We start from the raw sequence: 24,104 nt of genomic DNA, 5'->3' as shown, positions 1-24,104 counted from the left end.
CAGGAGCGCTTTGAAACCCGCACTCCGATGGAAGTCCGCACGGAGGCATTAAACTCCGATACTCCTGCACTGTATCCCATTCCTGAAAATAAGCGTATTCAAAAATACAAAGAAAAGTTCGCTGCATAAACAAGCTCACCGTTCCCGAAAAAGGAAACGGCGAGCATAACCGCACTATATTTTATTTATTTCTCCGGTCTACCTTGACAGGGGCGGATCAGGGTCTCATCTCCCATTGTCCTGCTTCTTTTCATTCCAGATTATATTCACATCATTTACCCATACATCCAATCCTGGATCGCAAATTTCAAATTCTGCACCTTACCCAACAGCCAGATCGCCGCAAGCGGCAATCCCATCGGGCTAATCAAAAAAGCTATACCCAGCAAAATCACACCATTCTGCGGGGAATAGGTAATAATCACAGCCACGCCAAGCAGAGCAATTATCGTGCTGAGCAGACCAAGCACCAGACCGGATATGTAGATCAGCCCCGTACAAAGCCAGACAAAAATTGTCAACACCAAAATGGCCGGTGCAGTTACAATCATCAGCAGGCATTTCAAAATCTTCATTCCAGTTCCTCCCTCCAACGCTCCAGATACCGTTTGCACAAGGCATCTGCTGCCTGTCGGGTAGCACCGGCATTTTCTTCCCGAAAATTCTTCCCGTCAAAGAGAATCGGCGCACACCGTTCCAGAATACGGTCATAGATACGGGCGTGAGCCAGATCAGGCGGGTTTTTCAACTCGGGCAGTTTCAAGTTTGTTGTGATAATCATGGGTCTGCGGCTGCGATAGCGGCTGTCGATGACGAAAAACATCTGCTCCATAGCATATTCTGTACTGCGCTCTACACCCAGATCGTCAATGATAAGCAGGTCATATTCGTCAAAGCTGGCAATAAACTCTGACCTGTCCTCAGAGAACATCCCGGTCAGGCGGTTCAGAATGGTGGGGAAGTTCGTCATCAGCACCGGCACATCCTGGTCAAGTAGAGCGTTGGCAATACATCCGGCGAAAAAAGACTTGCCGGTTCCCACATCTCCAAACAGCAAAAGCCCGATATTGCTCTTATATGCCTCTTTCCAGTTCTCCACATAGGCGTGAGCCTTGTCCATCAATGGGTTTTGCCCGTTATCATTGGAAAATGTGTAGTCGTACAGATAACGGTCTTGCAAACCCTGTGCCTTTCGGCGTTTGATACGCTCCATGCGGCGCTGCCGTTCTTCAGCAGCCTTGCGCTGCTCCTCAGCCTCCCGCTGGCACTGGCAGATGCAGCGCGGCATAAAGTAGCCGGATTTCCCGAAGCATGGCACAACAGTCTGCCTCTGGCCGCCGCATTTCTTACAGTGGATGAGACCGTCTGACAGGTCTATATACTCGTCCTCAGCCAGTTCCACACCGGCGGCTGCCTTGTCAATCAGCGCCCGGATTTCTGCGGTAATCTCAATCATACGGTTTCATCCTCCTTTACGCTGTAATCCCGGTTGCGAGAGGGCGGGGCTGCTTTCTTCGCGTCCTCACCGGCCCAGCGCCGGATGGTGGCGACATGGCTCTGATAACGCTTGCCGGTAGAAGCCATGTACTCGGACAGCTTTTCGATGTACTGGCCCCATACAGTGGGAAAGCTGGCCTGTAAGTCTGCCAGTTCCCCGTCCGTCAGGAAAACATTCTGGTAACGGCCATAGGCGTGGGCGGGGTGTCCCTTCTCTATCTCTCTCTTTATCTCTATCTCTTTCTCTAACTCTATCTCTGGTGGACGAATGTCGGACAAATGTCCGCCGTTTGTCCGGGGCGCGGAAAGAGCCTTGTTTTGGAGCCTCGCAGCCCGCTTTCGCTCAGCCTCGGTAGAGGACTGGCCGATTAAAAGTTCGATGTTGCTCATGTAGAATGTGCCGCTGTCCAGCACTTCCACAAGACCCAGCTTCAAAAAGATCTGCAAGGCTCTCTCAACAGTGCCGATCTGCTGGCGGGTAATGGTGGCGATCATCTGCGCCGTGTAAGGGATGTCCTCGTCAAGCTGGAGCCGCCCGCCATGTTTCAGCGATTTCAGATACAGCTTGAGCAGAATGTTGGAATACAGCACACCGTCCTGCATACTTTCCAGCAGCACGATGGAATCATCATCAAAATAGTTTTCTTTGAGTTTCAGGTAATAATATTTTCGATTGTCTGACATAGGGTTCCTCCTTGGGGTTCTCTTGGGATTCTGTACGCATTTTAAGGCTATTTTAGGGGGCAGAGGATAAATCTATCAGACTGCCTTTGACACCCCCGAAAAAAGCCTTGATTTACAAGGGTTTTTCAGCCCCTAAAGCGTGACATTTCTCCCGTTGTTTCCGCTTGCGCTTTGCGGCGTTGATCCGCTTCATGCGTGCGGCACATTCCGGGCAGTATTTGGCCCGGTTGGAACCGGGGGTAAACAGCGCCCTACATACGGAGCATTTCTTAGCATTCAGCCGGTGGAACAGCGCCGTTTCCAGTTCCTTATCCTGCGGTAATACCGCCGCCCGAAACCACCTGCACAACAGGGAGTAGGAAATAGACTGGACACAGACACATTCCTCCCCATCGTCCAGAGCGATACAGTTTCCGTCGATGTAGTTACAGCACTCATGCACCAGTTTCCGCGCTCTGCGATACTGGCGGTAATCCATGACAGGGATAGGTTCAGTCTTGTTGTTCTTCATAAATGATTTCTTTCATAAAGCGTGTAACCTCCTCGAATGAATTTATTGTTAAATATTCGTGCAAAGTATTGTTTTCTTCGTGCAAATGGCATATACTATAATTGCCAGCAGAAAGGGGTTGATCGTATGGCTGGAAATACCACAAACATCAGTATCCGCATGGACGCAGATTTGAAAGCGCAGGCGGACGCACTGTTTACTGAACTTGGCATGAACCTGACTACGGCGTTTAACATCTTTGTGCGCCAGTCGCTTCGTGAAGGCGGCATTCCCTTTGAGGTAAGGCTGGAACAGCCGAACAAAGAAACGGTTGCTGCCATGCTGGAAGCGGAAAGGATTGCAAAAGACCCGTCTGTAAAGGGCTACAATGACCTTGACGAGTTATTTGCTGACCTGAAAAGATGAAAGAAACCAAATATACCGTCAAGTACACGACCAGTTTCAAAAAAGACTACAAACGAGCCATAAAGCGTGGCTTGAAGATCGAGCTGCTGGAGCAGATCGTAGCATTGCTGGCAATGGGCGAACCGCTGCCGGATAAGAACCGCGACCATGACCTGTCCGGCGATTGGGCAGGTCATCGGGAATGTCATATTCTCCCGGACTGGCTGCTTGTCTATCGCATAGAGGATGATGTTCTGGTGCTGACGCTGGCCCGCACCGGCACACACAGTGACTTGTTCGGCAAATAAACAGTCTGCCGCCGTATGGGGAAACCTGTACGGCGGTTTTTCTGTATGCAAAGGTATGTCGTGAAACGCGACGCACTTGACAAGGGTACGCCAAAACGCGATAGCCTTTACCGCTCCGGCCCACGGTCGTGAGACTTGTCCCTTTCCTGTCGGGACAGCTGCTCGGCGGTTTTGCGGAGCCGTTCCACTGCTTTCAAATCCTCCCTCATGGATTTCATGGCAAGCGTGTCCGTCTGCTTTCCGGCGGTCAGCTGGTCGATCTCCCGCTGCCATGCCTTCGGGGTTATCCCCTCGCCGCTGTCTTTCAGTTCTTTCAGATACCGGGCTGCTGCATCATACAGGATCAGTTCCCGGCTGTGGCGCTGCTCAAACTGTTCCCGCTTTTCCGGCTTTACTTTGGCAAGCTGTTTGTGGATGGACTTGTACTGGTTGTATTGTTCCCACATCTCCCCGCGTTCGGTAAGAATGGCGATCCGGCGCTCAGCCTTGACGATCTTTCCCCGCAGGTCATAGTAACGGCTGTTCATATCAGCGATTTTTTCATGAAGCTGCTGCATAGACTGGATGCCGTTTGCCTGTAAAAAGCTAAATAGTGCAGCGCTTTCCTGCAAAGCCCGGATTTTGCCGGTGCGGGTGCGGGGAGTGTTCAACTGCTGCTGGGCCTCCCACAAAGCAGTCAAGCTGCTTTGCTGTGTTTGTGGTTTTTCCGCTTCGTCTTTCGACCAGCGATAAAGACGGGTAATGCGGGCTTTAATTTCTTTCAGCAGTTTGTTGTCGGCGGCGATCTGTCGGTTTACTTCCCCCTTGTCGGTGCGGATACCGCGCTTTTCCATTTGGCTGGCAGCTGGCCCCAGATGGACAGAGGGGATTTTATCAATGCCCTGCCGCTTGTAGCTGCGGTGGTCAATGCGCTCCGGTCTACCGGCAGATTCCAGCGCCCGGTTGGTGTAGGCTGCCCACGCTGCCCGCCAAATCTCCACATTTCCTTTATCGTTCCAGTCGGTCGTATCCTCCCGATGATTTTTCCAGCCGCCTTTCCCATCCGGGATACGCTGTCCGTTCTCGTCCAGATCGTATGCCTTGCGGCACTTTGCGCCCCACTGTCCATTTTCTTTCAGAGGCCGGAGCGTCAGCATGATATGGACATGAGGATTGCCGGTTCCCTTGTCATGGATAGCAAAGTCGGCACACATTTCCAGCCCTTTGGCGGGCAGATACTCTGCCTGAACGGGAATTATGATCCTGTTCGCAGCCGCCAGCGCATTGACCGTAAGCATCCCCAACGAGGGCTGACAGTCAATCAGGATATGGGAATATTGTCCCTTCAGTGTGTCCAGGTATTGCCGTAAAATTGTTTCACGGCTCATGGCGTTTACCAGAGAAACCTCCATACCGGAAAGCTGAATATCCGCAGGCATCAGGTCAACGCCTTCTGCATGATGCAGAATACCTTCTCCGGGGCGTATAGGATGATCCATCAGAATTTTGCCCATTGCATCCGACAGTGTAAATGGCAGCTTGTCCGGTTGCGGATTTCCCAAGCTGATTGTCAGGCTTCCTTGTGGGTCCCCGTCGATCAGAAGCACTTTCTTTCCGGCCTGTGCCAGACCTATTCCCAAGTTCGCACAGGTTGTTGTTTTGCCAACGCCGCCTTTCTGGTTGGCGATGGCGATGATTTGTGTGTTCATGACTTCACCTCATTTCTGATTGTTGCTGTTGTTTCTGGAAATAGAAAAAGCCGCCACTTCAAAATTAACAGTGAAGTGACGGCTCTTTCTATCGCCGGAATACGAGTTCCTGAAATGAAAAAAGCACCCAGCATTTATACTGTGTGCTACATCAAATTCATATTCAATTATTCAAATTAGCTCAAACTATGCCAAACTGCCACAGCCAAAAAACGAGGGGAAGGAGGGCTGAAAAGCACCCCAAAAATCGGCTCTCGGTTAACCACTTTGGGAACCACTTCCCCCTCTTTTTGCCCTCTTTTTAGCCAGTTAACCACTTGCGGACCACTAAAAATTGGATGAAATCGGCTCTCGTTTTGCCAAATTTGGTCAAACCATATCAGCCCGTTTAGATATAGCAAAAGCCCGGAAAACCTTGATTTTCCGGGCTTTTTGAACCATTTTGATATAGTCTGAGCAGTCGATTATCGCTTGCTGAACTGCGGAGCGCGACGAGCTGCTTTGAGACCGTACTTCTTACGCTCCTTCATACGCGGATCGCGGGTCAGGAAGCCGGCCGCCTTCAGAGCAGGACGGTACTGCTCCGCATCAGCCTGCAGCAGAGCGCGGGCAATGCCGTGACGGATCGCACCGGCCTGACCGGTAAAACCGCCGCCGGAAACGGTGCACTCCACATCAAACTTGCCGGCGGTGTTCGTGGTCTCGAACGGCTGACGGCAAACCATCTTCAGGGTCTCCAGACCGAAGTAGTTGTCGATCGAACGGTTGTTGATCTTGATCTCGCCGGTGCCGCCCGGGAACAGGCGAACGCGGGCAACGGAGGACTTTCTTCTGCCGGTGCCGTAGAAATAAGCTTTCTTAGGTGTATACATCAGTTCGTTCCTCCCTTACTTTTCCCACGCAACAGGCTGCTGTGCCTGATGATTGTGCTCTGCGCCCGCAAATACCTTGAGGCGGGTAGCGGACTGGCGGCCGATCGAGTTCTTCGGCAGCATGCCCTTTACCGCAAGCTGCATTGCAAACTCCGGCTTTTCAGCCATCAGCGTCTTGTACTGTACTTCCTTCAGACCGCCGACCCAGCCGGTGTGATGACGGTAGTACTTCTGGGTGAGCTTTTTGCCGGTCAGAACCGCCTTGTCCGCATTGATCACGATAACAAAATCGCCGCAGTCAACATGGGGGGTGAACTCGGCCTTGTGCTTGCCGCGCAGCAGCATGGCGGCGGTAGCAGCGGTGCGGCCGAGCGGCTTGCCCGCAGCGTCCAGCACATACCACTTACGCTCGACAGTCTCTGCCTTAGCCATAAAAGTAGACATGTTTCGTTCCTCCGTTTTATAATATCAAAAATTATTTTGACAACCTTTTTAAGCGCTCTAAGCGAGCATATCTATTAAAACACATTGGTTTCTGTAAGTCAAGCGGAATTTTTGAAATTTATATCAAATCCTGTACAATCTCATTTATTCTCTTGTTATCTCATATTTACTCTTGTTTTCTCTTGTTGCAATTCATAATTTTCTGGTTGCCCATTGCGCTGATTTCTGCTATAAAAGAAAGAGCAGTGCGAAAACAGCGGCAAAACACCTCCGTTTTTCGCCCCTCCCCCCGTCTTATTTCCCAACACAGAAAGGTCTTGCCATGCAGAAAATGCTTTCCTATGTCCGCCGCGCAGTGGACCATTATCATATGATTGAAGAGGGTGACCGCATCGCCGTCGGCGTTTCCGGCGGCAAAGATTCGCTTGCCCTGCTGACCGCGCTGGCCAAGCTGCGGGATTTTTATCCCAAGCGTTTCGAAGTCGTCGCCATCACGCTTGAAATGGGGTATGAGGAAATGGACTTCGCCCCCGTACAGGCTTTGTGCGATGATCTGCACGTCGAATATATCCGCATCCCGACCGAGATCAAAACCATCATTTTTGATGTGCGGCAGGAGGAAAACCCCTGCGCCCTGTGCGCCAAAATGCGCCGCGGCGCACTGCACGAAGCCGCCAAGGCTGCCGGCTGCGCCAAGGTCGCGCTCGGACATCACTTTGACGATGTAGTGGAAACCTATATGCTTTCCCTGTTTTATGAAGGGCGCATCTCCTGCTTCCAACCCGTCACCTTTCTTGACCGCAGCGGCATCACGCTGATCCGTCCGCTGCTTTACACCCCAGAGCACTACGTCCGCTCGTTTGCCGCGCGGCACGCCCTGCCGGTTGTGCACAATCCCTGTCCGGCGGACGGCAACACCAAGCGGCAGGAGATCAAGGATCTGCTCCGGCAGCTTGAGCAAACCATGCCCGGCCTGCGCGAGCGTATTTTCGGCGCGATCCAGCGCTATCCCCTTAAGGGCTGGCAGCCCGACCGCACCCGCACGCCCGCTAAACGGCCCAAATAAGCCCGGCAGCAAAAAAGCAGGAGGATCACCTGATCCTCCTGCTTTTGTCTGTCGAAAAACTTCGTTATTCTGACAACATTTGCGCTGCAAATACCGTTTCACCGGATCACGCAAGGATGCGCTGCGCTTACTCCGCCACAGCGATCTCGCGGAAGTTCTTCAGATAGGTAGCCCCATTCTCATCATCCATGACGATGCAGACGAGGTCACCGTTGCATTCTACCACGGCTTTTTCCACGCCCACGCAGATCCATTTGCGCGGGTCAACGCTCTCCTTGAGTACCGGCACTGCCGCCTCTGCCTCCTTGGCATCTGCAAAGCGCAGCAGGATAACCGAATGGGCCTGCGCCGTCATCGCGGACTCGGATGCCAGACCTGCGGTAAAGTTCAGCTTATCCGTACCCAAGAACCACTGGATGCCCTGCGTCATACCGTCTGCACCCATTGTGTTGGACAGCGCGGTTTGCTGGATCATGCTTGCGTACGGCTTATCACCGTACACCTTTTCCATCAGCGCAGCCAGCTTAGCGTCCACTTCCGGCGTTACCGGGGTCTCGGGCTGCTCCGGCTTGGTTTCATCCTTCTTGTAGCCCCATACCGCTTCGCCGTACTTCTTCATGAACAAATCATAATTTTCACCGTAACGGGATGCGTAAACACTTTCGATCTGCGGGTCAAACGTATACGCCGTGCCGTCGATCGTGATCTCGGTCCATGCGTGCACCGACTCGCTGCCCTTGGGGCTTACGCCCTTGCCGGCAATCGCCTTAGCATCATAACCCACCTGACGCGCCAGATAGGTGAACGCAGAAGCCCAAGAGTAGCAGTTGCCCTTTTTATTCTTGAGCATATTGGTAGCCTGTTCGATCTCCCAGCCTTCCTTGCTCGTATCAACCGAACCAATGCCCAGATAACCAAACGCCTTCTTCGCGTAATCATATACCGCACGCAGCTTTTCCTGCTGGGTCATCTTGCTGTTGACGATTCCCTTAACCGCGCCCGTCAGCAACTGATCCAGCTCCGCCGAACCGGTGGTATAACGGCCGTTGTGATCCAGTTCCAGCCCGCCCAGCTTAGTGCTGCGGTCAAACAGCTTTTCTTCGTTAACATGGAACAGCAGGCCGTTGATATTGTGCCAGCCCGCAGCCAGATCCGTAGTCTCGCGGTCATAGCCGGTCCAGACCTCCAGACCCTCGCGCATCTCATGCTTGTGATCCGTGGTGGCCTCAAGCATGTCCAGATACGCCCAGTGCGTGTCCGGCACATCCGGCATAATGCGCACGCCTTCGCCGGACGCCGCCGTTACCGGATCGCCCTGACGGCCCAACACGCGGTTGATCATCGTCACGGTTTCCGCACGGGTGATCTTGGCATCCGGACGGAAGCGGGCATCACTGGTGACCCAACCCTGCGCCAGCGCCGTCTGCACCGCCTCGTGCGCCCAGTGGGAAGCCGGCACATCAGCAAAGCTCTGCTCCGTGCCGATTTCCTTATGCGGGAAACGCGCCAAAATGCTTACAAACTCCGCGCGGGTGATGGGCGCATCCGGACGGAACGTGCCGTTTTCGTAGCCGTTGATCAGGGAAAATCCGGTCATTTCGGATACCGACTCTGCAAACCAGGCGTCTGCCGGCACATCAATAAAGGTATAATCCCCGCCGCCGGACTTTTCTGCCAGCAGACCCGCGATCAGCTTGCAGGCTTCTGCACGGGTGATGGAAGCATCCGGACGGAATGTGCCGTCCGCATAGCCGTTCATATACTGCATGTGCTGCGCCGTATTCCACGCCGGTGCCTTTACCGGCGCCATATCCTCTGCCGAAGCGGCACACGCCGATACCGGCAGCATGGAAACTGCCATCAAAGCGGCCATCGAAGCCGCAGTCATTCTTTTCTTCATGGTTTCAAATCCCCTTTCGGTTGTTCTGGAGGATTAGACGGAAGTTTCCGTCAATCGGTTCCCTATTTGCAGAAAAAATTTTTTATTCTTCCCCGGATTTTTCCTGCATCTGTTCCGGATCGAGCACCACCGGGATCAGCGAAGCCGCCAGTTTCCCCTTACCGCGGGTTTTGACATAGAAGAAACCAATCACAGAGAACAGCACTGCCCCGATAAAGTTGACCAGCAGATCCTTCATCGTATCGATCAGCCCGATATCCAGATAACCGCCGGGGAACTGCATCCAATCCTGCCCATTGACCACCAAACTTTCGATTGGGGTTTGAATCACTGTGTTCAAACCTGACGGGTTAAGCGATACCGAATTGACCGCCTGCACGATAAAATCCTTCTGCATATCCGTTCCGAGGAACTGATCCGCGCCAAACTCGAAAAATTCCCACAATACGCCCACGGTCATGGAAAAGCAGAACGCGACAATCGCCAGAAACAGCGGCGACAAACGCACACTGAAGCGTTCACTTCGGTTAAACAGATCGACCAGCGCAAAACCAACTGCTGCAACCAAAAATCCGTTAATTGTATGCAGCATGGTATCCCATCCCGGAATAATGGTATAAAACGAATTGATTTCACCTAAAATTTCCGCCGCATAGATAAAGCAGTAGATAATGCCTTCCATCAGCGGCGGGATATCGATCGACAGGCTGCGCTCAATCAATACCGGCATACAGAACAGCACCAACGCCAGCACGCAGACGAACATATTCTCATACCGGTGCATAAAGGCCGACCGAACAAACGTCAGCACAATAAAAAACGACAGGACGCCGCGGATCGTCCAGCGGCGGCGTACCCGCTTGCGCTGCTCGACCGGTGTTTCTGCTTTGTTTGTCTTTTGCTTTTTCATAATCTCTCCTTTGTATCACTGGCTCCCCACCGGACAGATGGTATTTCTGCACGGCACATCGTTTGCATTTTCCCGTTTCCACCGAAATTTCAAATACTAAGGGGTATTATACCACAGCGGTGCATATCTCCCTTCTTTGAGCAGCCGGCAAGAGCCGCTGTTGGGATAATTATAAAATAGCTGTATAACAGCCGCCCTGCGGCTATTATACCACAGCGGTGCATATCTCCCTTCTTTGAGCAGCCGGCAAGAGCCGCTGTTGGGATAATTGTAAAATAGCTGTATAACAGCCGCTCTGCGGCTATTATACCACAGCGGTGCATATCTCCCTTCTTTGAGCAGCCGGCAAGAACTGCTGTTGGGATAATTGTAAGACCAATCTCACCCCCGCGGTTCGCCCCCACACAAGCGAAAGAGGGACAGCCCGCTTTTGGCTCTGCCCCTTACGCATCTTCTTCCCTGCTTTTGGACTTTTTGCGGCGGCGCACCGCCTCAGTCAGCAGGTATTCGATCTGCCCGTTGACCGAGCGGAACTCATCCTCCGCCCAGCGTGACAATTCCTCATACAGGGTGGCGGACAGCCGCAGCGGCACCTGCTTTTTCGCTTTTTCCTTGTCTGCCAGTGCTTCCGCCTCCTTTTCCCCGTTCCGCAGCGGCAGGCAGGGGGGAACCGTCCCTGCGCCGTTTCCCCTCTGCCGTCCGTGCGGCTTGCTGTAACATGTCTATTTTAATAGATGCTGCCCGAATTGACAATAGGCTGCGCGTCCTTGCCCGCGCACAGCACCACCATCAGGTTGGAAACCATCTGCGCCTTTCGTTCGTCATCCAGATCGACTACCTGTTTACGGCTCAGCTCGTCCAGCGCCAGCTCGACCATGCCCACCGCGCCTTCGACGATCATCTTACGGGCATCGACTACGGCGCTTGCCTGCTGGCGCTGCAGCATGGCCGCTGCGATCTCCGGCGCATAGGCCAGCGTGGTGATGCGCGCTTCCTCCACTTTGATGCCTGCGCCTTCCACGCGCTGCTGGATCTCCTCCGCCAGCACCTCGGCGATCTCCTGCGACGAGCCGCGCAGGCTCTTTTCGTCCCCACCCTCGGATACATCGTACGGATACAGGCGCACCGTGTTGCGCAGCGCCGCATCCGACTGGATGGACAGGAATTCCTGATAATTATCCACTGCGAACACCGCCTTGGCGGTATCCTCAATATGCCAGATGACCGCAATGCCGATCACGATCGGGTTGCCGAGCAGGTCGTTGATCTTCTGCTTGTCGTTATTAAGCGTCATGGTTTTAAGCGACAGCTTTTTGCTGACGCCGGCCGCTTTGACGATTTCGCCGCTGGACGGCTTATCTTCCTGCGCCAGCTTGGTCAGCGCGGCCGCACTTGCGCTTTCTGCCGCCGGATTGACCGAATTGCTGAATGGATTGACAAAAAAGATGCCCTCTCCCTTGAGCGTGCCCATGTACTTGCCGAACAATGTCAGCACCAGCGCCTCATTCGGGCCAAGCACCTTGATGCCGCACAGCAGCAGCCAGCTCGGCACGGCAAGCCATACAATGCCGATGACCAGCAGCAGCGTCTGATCCCCCTGCACACCGAATACGATCAGCGCGACCGCTGCGATGCACAACAGGATATCCAGCATAAGAATACCCATCCCATTCGGCGCACGCAGCACCTTTTCCTGATACTGTCCCTGATTCTGATTCATATGATCCCCTCGTTTCGATATCAATTTGATATCATCATAATACACCCCAGTCCATCTGCTGTCAAGCATTTTTTGACAAAAAAGAAGAACGCCCACAGGCGTTCTTTAGTCTATCGAAAAAAGTATTTTGTTATTGAGCGTAAGCAACACGCGCGGCAGCGCGCATCAAATAGAAAATGGCAGCAAGCTGCAATTTTCATAAAAACCCGCGACATGTGCGTGGGTTTTTATACAAGACGACAGAGAATTGTGCCCGAAGGGCGCGGTTCGCAGTCGCAAGTTCGATCGAAAGCGTGATTTCGATCGAGAGACTGCTCGAAAAACAAAGTTTTTCGACAGTCTCAGAAGAACGCCCACAGGCGTTCTTCTTTCAGGATACGCTACTTGATTTGCAGTACCTGTGGCAGGTGTAATTCCTCCTGCGGGATGCGCTTCCATGAAAAATCCGCAATCAGCTCCTGCGCGGCAACCGGTTCCGGACGATCGGTCAAGCCCGCCGCATAGGCCAGCGCGCCGACCACCTGCTCCGGACAAAAATGCTGCCGCAGCCGTCCCAGATCCAAATCCGCGTCCCGCTTGGACAAGCGGCGGCCGTCATAGTCGCACAGCAGTGGGATATGGCAGAAATCCGGCGGCGTAAATCCGAACTGGCGGTACAGCCAGATTTGCCGCGGCGTAGAGGAAAGCAGATCCACCCCGCGCACAACCTCATTCACACCGGAAAGCGCATCATCCACCACCACCGCCAGCTGATAAGCGAACACGCCATCCGACCGTCGGATGATAAAATCTCCGCACATCTCGGTGAGATCCTCACAGTACGCACCGAATACCCGGTCGGTGAACGCAACCTTTTCCCCCGGTACACGCACCCGCACAGCCGGTGCACGCGTGCGCCGCTTTTCCTCGATCTGCGCTGTCGTCAGGTCGCGGCAGGTTCCTGCATAGACCACGCGCCCATCTGACAAGTGCGGGGCAGAAGCTGCATGCAGTGCCGCACGCGAGCAGAAACACGGGTATAATAATCCCTTTTCACGTAAAATCTGTTCATATTTCGCATAAATGACCGACCGGTCACTCTGATACAGCACCTCGCCGTCCCAATCCAGCCCCAGCCAACGCAGATCATCCATGATCAGCTCGGCGTAGCTGCGCGGACAGCGCATGGCATCCAGATCCTCGATCCGCAGCAGGTATTCCCCGTTCTGCTGCCGTGCCGACAGCCACGCCAGCAGCGCGCACAGCACATTGCCCAGATGCATCCGCCCGCTCGGGCTGGGCGCAAAGCGTCCAATCACCGGCATGTGTCCTCCCCCTTTCGTCTCTTTATCTTACCACAAGCGCTGCATCGAATGCAACCGCAGCCCCTTTTCCCCCTTTTTACGTTTGGACTGACGGATAATAACCTCGTCAATTTCACTATGCGTTGCTTACAGCAGAAAGATATGATAAAGTAAATTTAAGGGATATAAGACTATGAAAAAGTATGCGTATAATTTCATTTTAAGGAGAAATATTTATGGAGCGTTTTAAGAAAATCTATCAGCAAGGCACTATTGACGTGATTGAAATTTGGGTCGATACACAAACTGGTGTAAATTATGTCTTCCATAGAAATGGAAATGCGGCGGGATTTACCCCATTACTTGATAAAGAAGGAAAACCAGTAGTAACTCCATAATGTTATAAACTATAGTTTATCAGCCTGTGTGGCTTGGAGCGAATCTCCCTCCGTCGAATTGATGGAGGGAGATTTCTTATCCCTAAAATCAGTCCAACGGGGAAAAGGGAGCCCCCTTTTGCTGTTTGTTGTTTCCACCTCTGCCATATGCTATAATATCCTCAATTATAATATGGAAAGGTGGTTCCCCTATGAAACGCTTTCTCGCCGGGCTGCTGTTTGCCGCTTTATGTCTGACCGGTCTGCCCGCCTGCGGCAGCAGCGACAGCGCCGCATCGGATCCCCCCTCACAAAAGGAGCAAACTGTACCGCAGCAGCCCGATCCGGAAACCGTGCTGCGCAACGCCGCGCAGGCGTATACCGACCAGCTTTCGCTTGAACAGCAGCTTGCACAAATGTTTTTCACACGCTGTCCGGAAACCGATGCCGCCGCGCTTGCCGCGCAATACAACATCGGCGGCTATCTTCTGTTCGGCCGTGATTTTGAAGGGCAGACACCGGATACCATCCGCGAAACCATCCGCTCCTATCAGGAGGCCGCCGCCACGCCCATGCTCATCGGCGTGGATGAGGAGGGCGGCACAGTCGTGCGCATCAGCTCCAATCCGAATTTCCGCGCGGTCAAATTCTGGTCCCAGCAGGCGCTGTACCGCGAGGGCGGCCTTCCCCTGCTTATCGAGGATGCCAAGGAAAAGGACGCGCTGCTCTCTTCCCTTGGCATCAACGTCAATTTTGCACCCGTGTGCGACGTGTCCACCAACCCAAACGATTTTATCTATGCCCGCACCATCGGACAGGATGCCGCCGCCACTGCTGAATGTATCCGTGAGCAGGTCACACAGATGCAGGCCGACCGCATGGGGATGGTGCTCAAGCACTTCCCGGGCTACGGCAGCAATGTGGACACCCATACCGGCATCGCCATCGACGAGCGCCCGCCGGAAACCTTCCGCACAGGCGACTTTCTCCCCTTTGCTGCGGGGATCGAGGCCGGCGCACAATCCGTGCTCGTCAGCCACAACATCGTCCGGTGCATGGATGACGCGCTGCCCGCCTCACTCTCCCCCGCCGTGCATGATATCCTGCGCGACGAACTGGGTTTTGACGGCGTTGTGATGACCGATGATCTTATCATGGAGGCCATTACCGATTACACCGGCGGCGAAAACGCCGCTGTACTGGCGGTGCAGGCCGGGAACGACATGCTGGTATCCTCGGATTTTGTCACCCAGTACAACGCGGTGCTCGCTGCAGTGCAGGACGGCAGGATCGATCCCGCGCGCATCCGTGAGTCGGCCGTGCGGGTCATCCGCTGGAAAATGCAGCTTGGGCTGATCGAAACCGATCCGGCACACTCTGCGGAATAAGCGCGCAGCCTTGCACGAAAAAATCTCCCGCACGGGAGATTTTTTGCCCTATGCTGCAACCAAACCGCATTGGATCACGTATATAAGAATGAAGAACGAAACCATCTCCGACGTCCGAAAGGAGGCGGCATGACCATGACGGAAACCCAACTGGTTCTGGCACTCAAAGCCGGTCAGCGCGGTGCGCTCGATCAGGCGATCCGCCGGTACAGCGGCTTTGCCGCCGCTGTGATCCGCAGCGTACTCGGCAGCAGCGCGGTGCAGGAGGATCTGGAGGAGCTGGTGTCCGATACCTTTCTTGCGCTGTGGCGCGCCGCAGACCGATTGGAAGAGACCCGCCCGCTCCGCCACTATCTCGCTGCCATCGCGCGGCATGCGGCAATCGACCGGCTGCGGCAGCAGCGCCCGGCCAATCCGCTGCCCGCAGATGACCTTCTGCCTGCCGATGAAGCGGACAGCCCGGAAGCGCAGGCACTGCGCCGCGAGCAGGCTGATACCCTGCGCCGCCTGCTGTACGAAATGGCGGCAGAAGACCGCGAGATCTTCGTACGGTTTTATTATTATGAACAGACCGTGCGCGAGATTGCGTCCATCATGCAGAAAAACGAATCCACCGTCAAGGCGCGTCTGTCGCGCGGACGTGCACGGCTGCGCGCGCAACTGGAAAAGGAGGGAACCGACCATGCGTATCCATGACCTGTTTGACGAACTGAGTGCAGCAGAACAGGAGGAGCTGCTCTCCCTTCCGCTGCGGGAGCATCCCACTGTATCCACTCGCCGGATCCGCCGCCGGGTCAACGCTGCGCTCGACCGCGATCCATCCGCACGGCGGCAGCATCACCGCCGCATCGTACAGCGTGCGGTCTGCGCTGCGGCCATTGCAGCGCTCCTGCTGACAGGCGCAGTCGCCGCCGTCCGCACCGGACTGCTGTCCGACTGGCTGCCGGACGGCATCGGCGATCTGATGCTCAACACCACGCCGCAGTCCATCGGCAACGGGGATCTCCGGCTGACGCTGGAGGAATCCCTGTCTGATATCAATGTAACCTATCTTGCCTATTCGCTCACCGCCCAAACCCCACAGGGGCAAGCCCTGCTGGACGCACTGCGCGACAGCGAAACCTCGGATACTGCCAACATCGATAGAATACCGTTTCCGGTGGAAATCGGCTATGAGGAAACAAAAAGCGGTGTGACCCAACGCGGCCCCTACGCCAGCGGCCTCATCACCGAATCACGCGCTGCCGCCCAGCCTGATGTTCTGCGCTTCAGCAGCTATCTGTACGGCGTCAGCCGCGTCTACCTGACGCTTGACGGCGCGGATGGCCGTCTGGAGGTGCCGCTTACCCCCAACGCACAAAATGCGGAAATCCTGTTTGACAGCGCCGTCGTGCCATTGCCGAATGGCACCGAAGCGACCTTCTATTCACTGCGCCTGACCAGCTTGGGCTACACGCTTGATGTGCAATCTCCGCAAAGCGATGACCAGGACTTTTCCCCCGACTATCTGCTTGCCTTTTGGATGCGCGACGGCAGTATCCGCACACTGGGGCAGCTTATCGCGGAAAAACGCCGCTGGAGCGAAGTGCTTGATCTAAAAACCGTCAAGGCGGTAATCCTGAACGATACGGCGTATTATCTGAACGGCCGCCGTCCATCCTCCCACCCCCTGCCGGATCGGCTGCGCCCCATCTGCCTGCATCCGGTTGAGATCGGCCGCATCTATGCCACCGACGGCAGCAGCGTACCGCTGCCCGGTGTATCCGCCCGCGCACTGCTCACCCCATTCGGCGGCTCGATTGAGTGGGATCCCGATACGCAGACCGCCATCCTCACATTGGAGGACCACCGCTGCACCGTTACCGCCGGCAGTCCGGTCGTGCAATTCGGCAACGGCCAGTCCATGACACTGCCCTATCCCTATGCCGCCATATGGCAGGACGGCGAGCTGTATCTTTCCCTTTTCGGATATAACCGCACGCTTGGCATCCAAACCTGCGGTATCGACTACGCACCGGGGGGCTGGTCCTACCACGTCCGGCACCTGCCGCAGGCGATATACTACATCCGCTGAAGGCCAAAGCGCAGCATAGGCACTTTGCCATCCTCCCAGATCATTTCTCCATATCCACCACGCAGCTCCGCGCTATGCGGAGCTGCGTGGTGACTGTCGAAAAACTTCGTTTTTCCGACAAGCTCTCGATCGAAACCACGTTTTCGATCGAATTTGCGACTGCAAATCGCGCCCTTTGGGCACAATTCTCCGTCGTCTTGTATAAAAACCGAGATACATGCTCCCGGTTTTTATGGGCATTGCGGCTTGCCGCAATGCACTATTTTATGCGCGCTGCCGCGCGTATTGTTCCCACTCAATAACAAAATACTTTTTCGACAGACTGAGCAGCCCCGTACCATGCGGAGCTGCTGTTTTAGAAAAAATGCTTGACAACTCCCCCATTTGCCTGTATGCTTAATTCATATAAAACACATATGAATTAAGCGGTTTACGAAAGGCGGTTTACCCATGTCGGATATTAAGCACAGCTTTGCCGAGCTGATCGGCAGCACGCCGCTGTACGCAGCGGATAAATTTGCACAGAAAATGGATGCCCATGCCTCCATTCTGGCCAAACTGGAATACTTTAACCCGGCAGGCTCGGTCAAGGATCGGGTTGCCTACGCCATGATCGAAGATGCCGAACAGAGCGGCGCGCTGAAGCCCGGCGCTACCATCATCGAGCCGACCAGCGGCAATACCGGCATTGGTCTGGCAGCCGTTGCGGCAGCACGCGGCTACCGCATTATCCTCACCATGCCTGAAACGATGAGCGTTGAACGCCGCAATATGCTCAAGGCATACGGCGCCGAGCTGGTGCTGACAGACGGCGCCAAGGGCATGTCGGGTGCGATCGCCAAGGCGGATGAGCTCGCCGGTGAAATCGAAAACAGTTTTATCCCCGGCCAGTTTGTCAATGCCGCTAACCCCGCCGCACATTACGCCTCCACCGGCCCCGAGATTTGGTCGCAGTCGGGCGGCAAGGTCGATCTTTTCGTCGCCGGTGTGGGTACCGGCGGCACGATCACCGGCGTCGGCCGCTATCTGAAGGAGCAGAACCCGCATGTACGCATTGTAGCGGTTGAACCGGACGAATCTCCCGTATTGTCCACCGGTAAAGGCGGCCCGCATAAGATTCAAGGCATCGGCGCCGGCTTTGTGCCGCAGGTACTCAATACCGAAATCTACGATGAGGTCATCCGCGTCAAGGGAGAGGACGCCTTTGCCGCTGCCCGTACCTTTACGCACAGCGAAGGACTGTTCATCGGTATTTCCTCCGGTGCAGCGCTGTGGGCTGCTGCTGCACTGGCACAGCGTCCGGAAAACAGCGGCAAAACCATTGTTGCATTATTGCCCGATACCGGTGATCGCTATCTGTCTACCCCACTCGTCAGCGACTAAAACAATCTGCAGGAGACTGTTAAAAAACTTTATTTTTCTGACAATCTATGCCGGATCACACCAAACATAAACGAGAAAAAAGTTCCTATGCAGGAACTTTTTTCTCTTAAAGCATAAACCCATTGACCTCTGACCACATTCCGCCGCCATGTGGCGATAAAATGAGAACAAGTCAGGTGCATGATCCAGACCACACGCGCTTGGCCTACCGGCCAATTCACCTTGTGTCTTGGCTTTTCATGCATTTCGCTGCAAATACTGTTTTATGTATATTGCCGCGCGTATTACTAACGCCCATCAACAAAAGACTTTTTCGATAGGCATTTCGTTTTTGAGCAGATAGCAGTCAGAAATATTTTTATGATTTCGCATTGACATATTTTCAAATTTTTAGTATCTTATTACTAACGCAAACGAATGTAGCATCCAACAAGTTAAAGCATCTTTACATAACTCCGTAGGTTATGTAGGGGGAATGCAAATCAAAAGGGGGCAAGAGAAATGCGAAAAGAAATAGGGGCAGCATTGACGGCCATGTTGCTGCTGACCGGCTGCAGCAGCGGCGAAATCGCCCAGACAACCAGGAGCGATAACGCTTCGGAGAGCGTTCTGGCTAACCAACAGGAGAACATGCAAACCGATATTGCAGAACCGGAACAGGAGAGTTCCATTCCGGGTAGCTACACCGTGCCGGACGGATGGGTGAAATCTGATAAACACTCTTCTTCAAATATGGTTTTCTATGTAGAAAAAGGGCACGAAGAGGATGAACTGCCTGATAATATTTCCATCAGCGTCGATGTAAATCGATACAGCGCAGAAGAGCACACAAAGTTCAAAGACGCTATCGTGAAGCAGCTCCTAATGCAGTTAAATGGAGAAAATGCCCAACTGGACGGGACCGGCAGCAATACAGAACAAGGTTACGTAGTTTATACCTTTACCATCGATGATTCCACCGCCGTAACAAAACAATATTACATTGTGAAGGATTTCGGTTTTTGCTTAGTCCAGCTTACCAATTTCACCGGATCTGACAGCGCATATCAAGCTGCCCAAACCATAGTAGATAGTTTCGTATGGGATGACGAAGAATAAGAAAATTGCCCAATGCTGCGCAACTTCACTTCGCCCCAAAAACTTCCATCACTTTGCGTCACATTTACTGATCCCCCTGGCTCTTTTGGGAATATCCAATCGTATTCTCCGTAGGGCTGGCTCTGTATCCAACCATACTGATTCGTCAAACCGAGACAGCATAGTCATCCAACCAATATCATAAAAAGTCCTCAAAACCAAGAAAAAGCACCAGATAACCGCGATAAAGCGGCACATCTGGTGCTTATTTCATGGAGCTGCTGACCGGATTTGAACCGGTGACCTCATCCTTACCAAGGATGCAAGAAAGCACGGTATTGCTGGGCTTTCTCGGCATGGTGACGGTTAAGGTGACGGTAATGCCTGATTATATCCTGAATGGAGTCCGTATTGTGAACGCGAAATTTGTCGTATACTGGCGGCAAAGGAGCGAACATTATGGCAGCCGAGTTAAGACAGCGCCCAAGCATTCCCAAGGTATTCGGGGAGAATGTACGGCGGTACCGCGAGCTTGCGGAAATCAGCCGCTTTCAACTTAAGGCAGAAGCGATGCTAGATGACCGACAGATCCGCGACATCGAAAACGGCACACACAACCCCACACTGTTGACGATGGAACGGATCGCGGATGCGCTTCGCATCCCGCTTTCCGTGCTATTATCTGAAATACCTGCACAAACCACCTTTCCACTTTCCGTATACCAGCAGGGTTTTGACCGCCTCTCCCCGTCCATGCAGTCGCTTCTTCTTTCTATCATGCGCGATTTTATGGATCGTGATCCGCGCGAATAACCGAGGTGATTTTCGTGGAAGAGGAACTGGAACAGTATCAACGGCAGGCGCAGCGCCTGCTGCTACAATTGGGCTTGCACGCTGGATGGCGGCAGGGGCTGTACCTGCTCACCGCCCTGCGGCTGATTCACGAGAAGCCGGAGCGACTTCAGCTTGTCACGAAATGGCTCTACCCGGATGTTGCCGCCGCCTGCCATACCACCTATGCAGCAGTCGAACGCGGCATTCGTGTAGCATGCGACAACATCTGGTACCGTGGAAATTATGATTTGCTGATCCGGATTACTTACTTTGACCGAGACAGACACCCCTCACCCAGTCTGATGCTGGCATACCTGTATCAATATCTCTTAACATAGAAGTTTCTGTCTTAACACCAATGCTTTTTTAAATTCATTTCCAGCAATCTGCTGCACCACTGTTTTGGGTGCATTTTCCCCTAATTTCAGTGTGTCAAGATGATTCTTATACCATATCCCCCCCTGCTTCCACACTTCATTTAACAGAGTTACTAAGGAATATCCCGCACAGTTGGCAAATTCATGAAGCATTCTTCTGACAGAAAGAGAGTGATTAAAATGTTTTTAGACAATTTATCCACCTCTGTCCTCAGATTATGTGATGCTCGCAAACTCAGCTATGAAGCTGCCTCGGAACGATGTAATCTCAGCTCCAGATACTTTGCGGATATTGCGCGGGGCAGGGCTGTGCCTACGATCCTGACGCTGGAAAAGCTCTGTGTTGGATTTAAACTGACCCCCAATGATCTGCTAATCCCTGCTGATGTCTGGAGAGATATAGCCTTCCGCGAGCCGATGCCAGTAACACAAGTTCGTTGCTTTCGATACCACCATGGCCTAACCGGCTTCCCTGTCTGTCCACGGTGCGGAGCGACGATGGAACGGGATTACCAGATTTATTGTGACCGCTGCGGACAGCGTCTTGATTGGAACAACTTCTCTAAGGCGGCCATCCTTCTGCCTCAGGAATGATGATTTTTCTTATATATCTACAGTCAGTCCCTATTACGGACTGGCCGCTTTTGACCTGCCCTCTTCCTTATTGATTTTTTATTTGCCGACTTTGCGGCGCACTACAAGGCAAGCGGCGTTGAGCACTTTTTCAAAAAATAAACCACCCTGCAAAACAAGGTGGCCTGTTCGCACTTAATCATCTACATCCAATATAATTTTACCGTACTCCTCTTCAAACCGGAAGATATGCTGTTTGATTGCCCAGTCAATCTCTTTATTCTTGCTGCGGCCGTAATACTCCGCAATATATTCCAGCTTATCCATCGTTTCTTTATAAATACGAATTGTAGTTTTCACTTCATCGTGTTTTACTTTCATCATATAGGCCTCCTGTCTCTTGACATAATATGACCATTTATGCTATTGTTATGTCAGCATAATAGTGGCATATTGATGGCACTAAATTTAGCCAGACAGAAGGAGGATATATCTGCAAAATGCCCACCGTTAACTATTTACGCCCACGCGGCGATATTTTGAACACCAACAGGGGGAACAAAAAATGAAAAAGAGCAAATGTTTATTGATTTCTTGGATTCTTGGCGCGCTATATTCGATTTATGTTATCGCTTACTTTTTCGGCAATACGGCTTCCCAGACCGATGCGGCCGCCGCACTCGGCGCTGGTCTCGCCACCGCGCTTGTCATGCCGCATATGGTTCTCACCGTTCTGGCAACGATTTTCAACATTCTCGGCTGGGCAATGAATAAACGCGGCTTTGCCCTCACCGGTGCAATCCTTTACGCAGTCGCAATCGTAACTATGCCGATTTATTTTTTCTTTGTAATCGTCCAGATGGTACTTTCGTTTGTTGGCTTTGCAAAGCTAAAGAAAACGCCGTCTATCACAGAATAACCCAATACATAGGAACAGCCCCTCCAGCATATAGCCGGAGGGGTTCTTTCTGCTCCTTTTCACTTGTGAATCTCTACTGCTGCGCGGTATGCGACAATTGCGGCCTGCAGCGCCTCATAGCGCATGTTGACGTCGTTGGGATTATCCGCTGTGCCGCCGTTGATTGCTCCGCAGTCAATCATCTTGCGCACCTCTGCCTTCCAGTAATCGGGCACGTCGCTGATTGTCTTGTACAGCGGATTTACCTTGTTGTATATCACTTCAAATTCTTTCCGTGTCACAGTATCGTCCTCCTTCTCCTGCACTGTCTTGCCGAAACCCTCTGCCGCACCGTCCGCAATGGCATCCGCAATTTCATAGAACTTATTTTTGTACAGCACCATGTCGTCCGCATCGTCGATAAAGCACGTTTCAATCAGCGCATGGCTTACACCCCTGCGCTTCACGTGCCGCAATACCGCAAACGAGCTGTTGCGCTTTACCCCTCTGTTCGTAAAGCCCAGCGCGGACAGACGTTTAAGAATAGCCTGTTCCACGCCTACGCCATCCTCAGAGGGATGCACAAATATCTCCGATCCGGTTGTCCTGCCGTTGCCCTTGCGGTCATTCGCCGCGCTGTTAAGATGGAATTCAATCACATAGGATACGCCCGAGAGCGGCAGGCTGCCGCCCTGTGTCACCACCTTGTACGCATCCCGGCTCTGGTCGTAAATCTCAACCGAAAAGCCGTACTTTTTCAGCTTGGGCGCAACCGCCATTGCCATGCGGCGGGTCTCCACCGCTTCCGTATAGCCGCAGCCGACTGCGCCGCTGTCATAAGGCGTACCACCGTGACCGGCAATTAAAAGGATTTTCAAGTTATCACCCCTTGTCTGAATATAAAAAGCCCCACCTTGACACAGGCAGAGCATGTGGTATAATATCTATACAAAGGGGCGCTGCCGACGAGCGGTTGACCCTAAGAGTTAGCTACAAAGTAGCCGCTATCTTTTGGTCGAGAGGGCGGCTACTTTGCATATGTAATGAAAATGTGTAACAAAACTGCTGCACATATTAAAATTCTTGCGAATCTTAATCTCATATGCACCACCCCTTTCGCAAGGAGTGGCCAACCGCCCGCCGCTGGGAACGACAGCGCCCGACATATTATACCATCGCACGCCACCCTATGTCAATTTGCCGCCTCCGGGCGGCTTTTGTTATTTTTCCAGCGGTTTTCTGTAAGTAAGCGCGCGGTCGGAATCCGTCACGCCTGCCGTGGTCGGGTCTACAAACACCGCCAGCACCGCCACAAACACCGCAGCGAGCTGATACGGATTGCCCAGCACCGCCATGATCTGCTCCCACAGAATCTCCCACGAGGTAAACATGGACGGCTCCGCGCCGATCGCCGTCAGCATCACCGACACAATGCCCACCCAAAACCACGGGTTTTTCATTCTCACCGGAATATTGACCTTCATGCTATTTTCGCTCCTTTCATAATCCAATGCGCCCGAGCAGGAACGCGATCACCGCCGCAAGCACCGCCCAGACGATCTTATCCGTTATCGCATCCCACCGCTTGGCGGGCTTGGCCTGCTGGCTCTCCTGCCATGCAAGCACCTTTGAAATATCTGCAATCATGGTTTTAAGCTGCTCATCCAGCCGCGCATCCCGCGCGATCTGCGTCCGCTGCCAGTCGTAGAAATCGTTGTGGAATTTGGAGGACTTGTCCCGCCATTCCTCTAACCGCTCTACGCGCTCTGTCAGCACCGCAACCTTTGCCGAGCCGATGCAGTCCAGCTCGGGGTTAATGATGCACTTATCCATAGGCAAATGGGGCGGTTCTACCC

Annotated in this window: 29 protein-coding genes; 13 read left to right on the top strand and 16 right to left on the bottom strand. The window is 53.3% G+C overall.

The genetic code is table 11. The annotated features are described in order from the left end of the window. Nucleotides 1-275: 275 nt before the first annotated feature. The 4 genes from T363_RS0111190 to T363_RS0111175 all read right to left on the bottom strand — a co-directional run bounded on the left by T363_RS0111190 (nucleotide 276) and on the right by T363_RS0111175 (nucleotide 2,692). Nucleotides 276-575: a CD1845 family protein gene (locus T363_RS0111190; protein ID WP_031475902.1), complete on the bottom strand. Its 300-nt coding sequence runs from the start codon at nucleotides 573-575 to the stop codon at nucleotides 276-278. Then, nucleotides 572-1,456 (bottom strand): ATP-binding protein, encoded by an 885-nt coding sequence (locus T363_RS0111185; RefSeq protein ID WP_031475900.1) that lies wholly within the window; start codon nucleotides 1,454-1,456, stop codon nucleotides 572-574. Before T363_RS0111185 ends, T363_RS0111190 begins: the two co-directional genes overlap by 4 nt. Continuing rightward, on the bottom strand, nucleotides 1,453-2,181 hold the full coding sequence (locus T363_RS0111180) for a phage replisome organizer N-terminal domain-containing protein (RefSeq protein ID WP_031475898.1): 729 nt from the start codon (nucleotides 2,179-2,181) through the stop codon (nucleotides 1,453-1,455). Before T363_RS0111180 ends, T363_RS0111185 begins: the two co-directional genes overlap by 4 nt. A gap of 112 nt (nucleotides 2,182-2,293) precedes the next feature. After that, the gene (locus tag T363_RS0111175; RefSeq protein WP_031475896.1) at nucleotides 2,294-2,692 is read right to left on the bottom strand and encodes a cysteine-rich VLP domain-containing protein; all 399 of its coding nucleotides are present in this window, start codon (nucleotides 2,690-2,692) and stop codon (nucleotides 2,294-2,296) included. Nucleotides 2,693-2,818: 126 nt separating this feature from the next. Between T363_RS0111175 and T363_RS0111170 the strand changes: the two genes are divergently transcribed. Next, nucleotides 2,819-3,097 carry a type II toxin-antitoxin system RelB/DinJ family antitoxin gene (locus T363_RS0111170; protein ID WP_005924829.1) on the top strand — a complete coding sequence of 93 codons (279 nt, stop codon included), beginning with the start codon at nucleotides 2,819-2,821 and terminating at the stop codon, nucleotides 3,095-3,097. After that, nucleotides 3,094-3,384 carry a type II toxin-antitoxin system YafQ family toxin gene (locus T363_RS0111165; protein ID WP_015536524.1) on the top strand — a complete coding sequence of 97 codons (291 nt, stop codon included), beginning with the start codon at nucleotides 3,094-3,096 and terminating at the stop codon, nucleotides 3,382-3,384. Before T363_RS0111170 ends, T363_RS0111165 begins: the two co-directional genes overlap by 4 nt. 107 nt (nucleotides 3,385-3,491) lie before the next feature. Here the strand turns inward: T363_RS0111165 and T363_RS0111160 are convergent, their stop codons facing one another. From T363_RS0111160 to rplM, 3 genes are all read right to left on the bottom strand, one after another. After that, a complete protein-coding gene (locus T363_RS0111160) occupies nucleotides 3,492-5,072 on the bottom strand; it encodes an AAA family ATPase (protein WP_078097025.1) in 1,581 nt (526 codons plus the stop codon). Nucleotides 5,073-5,536: 464 nt separating this feature from the next. Beyond that, entirely contained in the window at nucleotides 5,537-5,944 is a 408-nt protein-coding gene (gene rpsI, locus T363_RS0111155; protein WP_031475889.1) for a 30S ribosomal protein S9, read from the bottom strand. Nucleotides 5,945-5,959: 15 nt separating this feature from the next. Further along, on the bottom strand, nucleotides 5,960-6,388 hold the full coding sequence (rplM, locus tag T363_RS0111150) for a 50S ribosomal protein L13 (RefSeq protein WP_031475887.1): 429 nt from the start codon (nucleotides 6,386-6,388) through the stop codon (nucleotides 5,960-5,962). A gap of 322 nt (nucleotides 6,389-6,710) precedes the next feature. On the opposite strand from rplM, the gene T363_RS0111145 reads away from it, so the two are divergent. Continuing rightward, the gene (locus T363_RS0111145; protein ID WP_034972241.1) at nucleotides 6,711-7,454 is read left to right on the top strand and encodes a tRNA 2-thiocytidine biosynthesis TtcA family protein; all 744 of its coding nucleotides are present in this window, start codon (nucleotides 6,711-6,713) and stop codon (nucleotides 7,452-7,454) included. Between the two features lie 127 nt (nucleotides 7,455-7,581). Here the strand turns inward: T363_RS0111145 and T363_RS0111140 are convergent, their stop codons facing one another. The 5 genes from T363_RS0111140 to gluQRS all read right to left on the bottom strand — a co-directional run bounded on the left by T363_RS0111140 (nucleotide 7,582) and on the right by gluQRS (nucleotide 13,288). After that, nucleotides 7,582-9,354 (bottom strand): S-layer homology domain-containing protein, encoded by a 1,773-nt coding sequence (locus T363_RS0111140; protein ID WP_031475883.1) that lies wholly within the window; start codon nucleotides 9,352-9,354, stop codon nucleotides 7,582-7,584. A gap of 82 nt (nucleotides 9,355-9,436) precedes the next feature. After that, nucleotides 9,437-10,264, bottom strand: coding sequence for a DUF2238 domain-containing protein (locus T363_RS0111135; protein ID WP_031475881.1), 828 nt, complete (start codon nucleotides 10,262-10,264; stop codon nucleotides 9,437-9,439). Nucleotides 10,265-10,707: 443 nt separating this feature from the next. Continuing rightward, nucleotides 10,708-10,887, bottom strand: a complete 180-nt coding sequence (locus tag T363_RS0111130; protein ID WP_031475879.1) for a type II toxin-antitoxin system antitoxin — start codon at nucleotides 10,885-10,887, stop codon at nucleotides 10,708-10,710. Nucleotides 10,888-10,991: 104 nt separating this feature from the next. Continuing rightward, nucleotides 10,992-11,984: an SPFH domain-containing protein gene (locus tag T363_RS0111125; RefSeq protein ID WP_031475877.1), complete on the bottom strand. Its 993-nt coding sequence runs from the start codon at nucleotides 11,982-11,984 to the stop codon at nucleotides 10,992-10,994. Between the two features lie 380 nt (nucleotides 11,985-12,364). Beyond that, nucleotides 12,365-13,288 (bottom strand): tRNA glutamyl-Q(34) synthetase GluQRS, encoded by a 924-nt coding sequence (gene gluQRS / locus T363_RS0111120; protein WP_031475875.1) that lies wholly within the window; start codon nucleotides 13,286-13,288, stop codon nucleotides 12,365-12,367. 215 nt (nucleotides 13,289-13,503) lie between these two features. Here gluQRS and T363_RS0111115 point away from each other — a divergent pair, with 215 nt between their 5' ends. The 9 genes from T363_RS0111115 (at nucleotide 13,504) to T363_RS16825 (ending at nucleotide 21,371) form a co-directional block, all read left to right on the top strand. Then, nucleotides 13,504-13,665, top strand: coding sequence for a DUF6440 family protein (locus T363_RS0111115; protein WP_031475873.1), 162 nt, complete (start codon nucleotides 13,504-13,506; stop codon nucleotides 13,663-13,665). A gap of 191 nt (nucleotides 13,666-13,856) precedes the next feature. After that, nucleotides 13,857-15,032, top strand: coding sequence for a glycoside hydrolase family 3 protein (locus tag T363_RS0111110; protein ID WP_031475871.1), 1,176 nt, complete (start codon nucleotides 13,857-13,859; stop codon nucleotides 15,030-15,032). Between the two features lie 135 nt (nucleotides 15,033-15,167). After that, nucleotides 15,168-15,728, top strand: a complete 561-nt coding sequence (locus T363_RS0111105) for an RNA polymerase sigma factor (protein WP_051643242.1) — start codon at nucleotides 15,168-15,170, stop codon at nucleotides 15,726-15,728. Beyond that, nucleotides 15,715-17,106 carry a stalk domain-containing protein gene (locus T363_RS0111100; RefSeq protein ID WP_031475867.1) on the top strand — a complete coding sequence of 464 codons (1,392 nt, stop codon included), beginning with the start codon at nucleotides 15,715-15,717 and terminating at the stop codon, nucleotides 17,104-17,106. Before T363_RS0111105 ends, T363_RS0111100 begins: the two co-directional genes overlap by 14 nt. Before the next feature lie 450 nt (nucleotides 17,107-17,556). Next, on the top strand, nucleotides 17,557-18,489 hold the full coding sequence (gene cysK / locus T363_RS0111095) for a cysteine synthase A (protein ID WP_031475865.1): 933 nt from the start codon (nucleotides 17,557-17,559) through the stop codon (nucleotides 18,487-18,489). Nucleotides 18,490-18,990: 501 nt separating this feature from the next. Then, complete coding sequence (locus T363_RS0111090) at nucleotides 18,991-19,587, top strand: hypothetical protein (RefSeq protein WP_031475863.1); 597 nt, start codon at nucleotides 18,991-18,993, stop codon at nucleotides 19,585-19,587. Between the two features lie 438 nt (nucleotides 19,588-20,025). Then, nucleotides 20,026-20,379 (top strand): helix-turn-helix domain-containing protein, encoded by a 354-nt coding sequence (locus T363_RS15235; protein WP_051643241.1) that lies wholly within the window; start codon nucleotides 20,026-20,028, stop codon nucleotides 20,377-20,379. Between the two features lie 5 nt (nucleotides 20,380-20,384). Next, complete coding sequence (locus T363_RS0111080) at nucleotides 20,385-20,738, top strand: sporulation initiation factor Spo0A C-terminal domain-containing protein (protein WP_242840267.1); 354 nt, start codon at nucleotides 20,385-20,387, stop codon at nucleotides 20,736-20,738. A 183-nt stretch (nucleotides 20,739-20,921) separates the two neighbouring features. Further along, nucleotides 20,922-21,371, top strand: coding sequence for a helix-turn-helix domain-containing protein (locus T363_RS16825; RefSeq protein WP_407919077.1), 450 nt, complete (start codon nucleotides 20,922-20,924; stop codon nucleotides 21,369-21,371). Between the two features lie 174 nt (nucleotides 21,372-21,545). On the opposite strand, the gene T363_RS0111075 is transcribed toward T363_RS16825, so the two are convergent. Continuing rightward, the gene (locus T363_RS0111075) at nucleotides 21,546-21,734 is read right to left on the bottom strand and encodes a TraY domain-containing protein (RefSeq protein ID WP_031475857.1); all 189 of its coding nucleotides are present in this window, start codon (nucleotides 21,732-21,734) and stop codon (nucleotides 21,546-21,548) included. A gap of 181 nt (nucleotides 21,735-21,915) precedes the next feature. On the opposite strand from T363_RS0111075, the gene T363_RS0111070 reads away from it, so the two are divergent. After that, nucleotides 21,916-22,269, top strand: coding sequence for a hypothetical protein (locus T363_RS0111070; protein WP_031475855.1), 354 nt, complete (start codon nucleotides 21,916-21,918; stop codon nucleotides 22,267-22,269). A gap of 59 nt (nucleotides 22,270-22,328) precedes the next feature. On the opposite strand, the gene T363_RS0111065 is transcribed toward T363_RS0111070, so the two are convergent. The 3 genes from T363_RS0111065 to T363_RS16290 form a co-directional block, all read right to left on the bottom strand. Then, complete coding sequence (locus T363_RS0111065) at nucleotides 22,329-23,126, bottom strand: N-acetylmuramoyl-L-alanine amidase (protein ID WP_051643238.1); 798 nt, start codon at nucleotides 23,124-23,126, stop codon at nucleotides 22,329-22,331. Nucleotides 23,127-23,468: 342 nt separating this feature from the next. Next, on the bottom strand, nucleotides 23,469-23,732 hold the full coding sequence (locus tag T363_RS0111060) for a phage holin (protein ID WP_031475851.1): 264 nt from the start codon (nucleotides 23,730-23,732) through the stop codon (nucleotides 23,469-23,471). A gap of 16 nt (nucleotides 23,733-23,748) precedes the next feature. After that, nucleotides 23,749-24,081, bottom strand: a complete 333-nt coding sequence (locus T363_RS16290) for a hypothetical protein (protein WP_031475849.1) — start codon at nucleotides 24,079-24,081, stop codon at nucleotides 23,749-23,751. Between the last annotated feature and the right edge of the window lie 23 nt (nucleotides 24,082-24,104).

The sequence above is a fragment of the Agathobaculum desmolans ATCC 43058 genome (genome assembly GCF_000701665.1).
Taxonomy (GTDB): domain Bacteria; phylum Bacillota; class Clostridia; order Oscillospirales; family Butyricicoccaceae; genus Agathobaculum; species Agathobaculum desmolans.
Note: the sequence above shows the minus strand (reverse complement) of the source record. Positions and strands in the feature narration are given on the sequence as shown.

Coding starts and splice junctions, on each gene's coding strand:
- T363_RS0111110 (WP_031475871.1), top strand. CDS start 13,857: ATGAAACGCTTTCTCGCCGGGCTGCTGTTTGCCGCTTTATGTCTGACC.
- T363_RS0111090 (WP_031475863.1), top strand. CDS start 18,991: ATGCGAAAAGAAATAGGGGCAGCATTGACGGCCATGTTGCTGCTGACC.
- T363_RS0111185 (WP_031475900.1), bottom strand. CDS start 1,456: ATGATTGAGATTACCGCAGAAATCCGGGCGCTGATTGACAAGGCAGCC.
- cysK (WP_031475865.1), top strand. CDS start 17,557: ATGTCGGATATTAAGCACAGCTTTGCCGAGCTGATCGGCAGCACGCCG.
- T363_RS0111170 (WP_005924829.1), top strand. CDS start 2,819: ATGGCTGGAAATACCACAAACATCAGTATCCGCATGGACGCAGATTTG.
- T363_RS15235 (WP_051643241.1), top strand. CDS start 20,026: ATGGCAGCCGAGTTAAGACAGCGCCCAAGCATTCCCAAGGTATTCGGG.
- T363_RS0111070 (WP_031475855.1), top strand. CDS start 21,916: ATGAAAAAGAGCAAATGTTTATTGATTTCTTGGATTCTTGGCGCGCTA.
- rpsI (WP_031475889.1), bottom strand. CDS start 5,944: ATGTATACACCTAAGAAAGCTTATTTCTACGGCACCGGCAGAAGAAAG.
- T363_RS0111060 (WP_031475851.1), bottom strand. CDS start 23,732: ATGAAGGTCAATATTCCGGTGAGAATGAAAAACCCGTGGTTTTGGGTG.
- T363_RS0111160 (WP_078097025.1), bottom strand. CDS start 5,072: ATGAACACACAAATCATCGCCATCGCCAACCAGAAAGGCGGCGTTGGC.
- T363_RS0111105 (WP_051643242.1), top strand. CDS start 15,168: ATGACGGAAACCCAACTGGTTCTGGCACTCAAAGCCGGTCAGCGCGGT.
- rplM (WP_031475887.1), bottom strand. CDS start 6,388: ATGTCTACTTTTATGGCTAAGGCAGAGACTGTCGAGCGTAAGTGGTAT.
- T363_RS16825 (WP_407919077.1), top strand. CDS start 20,922: ATGAAGCATTCTTCTGACAGAAAGAGAGTGATTAAAATGTTTTTAGAC.
- T363_RS0111125 (WP_031475877.1), bottom strand. CDS start 11,984: ATGAATCAGAATCAGGGACAGTATCAGGAAAAGGTGCTGCGTGCGCCG.
- T363_RS0111075 (WP_031475857.1), bottom strand. CDS start 21,734: ATGATGAAAGTAAAACACGATGAAGTGAAAACTACAATTCGTATTTAT.
- gluQRS (WP_031475875.1), bottom strand. CDS start 13,288: ATGCCGGTGATTGGACGCTTTGCGCCCAGCCCGAGCGGGCGGATGCAT.
- T363_RS0111115 (WP_031475873.1), top strand. CDS start 13,504: ATGGAGCGTTTTAAGAAAATCTATCAGCAAGGCACTATTGACGTGATT.
- T363_RS0111145 (WP_034972241.1), top strand. CDS start 6,711: ATGCAGAAAATGCTTTCCTATGTCCGCCGCGCAGTGGACCATTATCAT.
- T363_RS0111190 (WP_031475902.1), bottom strand. CDS start 575: ATGAAGATTTTGAAATGCCTGCTGATGATTGTAACTGCACCGGCCATT.
- T363_RS16290 (WP_031475849.1), bottom strand. CDS start 24,081: ATGGATAAGTGCATCATTAACCCCGAGCTGGACTGCATCGGCTCGGCA.
- T363_RS0111175 (WP_031475896.1), bottom strand. CDS start 2,692: ATGAAGAACAACAAGACTGAACCTATCCCTGTCATGGATTACCGCCAG.
- T363_RS0111180 (WP_031475898.1), bottom strand. CDS start 2,181: ATGTCAGACAATCGAAAATATTATTACCTGAAACTCAAAGAAAACTAT.
- T363_RS0111165 (WP_015536524.1), top strand. CDS start 3,094: ATGAAAGAAACCAAATATACCGTCAAGTACACGACCAGTTTCAAAAAA.
- T363_RS0111140 (WP_031475883.1), bottom strand. CDS start 9,354: ATGAAGAAAAGAATGACTGCGGCTTCGATGGCCGCTTTGATGGCAGTT.
- T363_RS0111135 (WP_031475881.1), bottom strand. CDS start 10,264: ATGAAAAAGCAAAAGACAAACAAAGCAGAAACACCGGTCGAGCAGCGC.
- T363_RS0111100 (WP_031475867.1), top strand. CDS start 15,715: ATGCGTATCCATGACCTGTTTGACGAACTGAGTGCAGCAGAACAGGAG.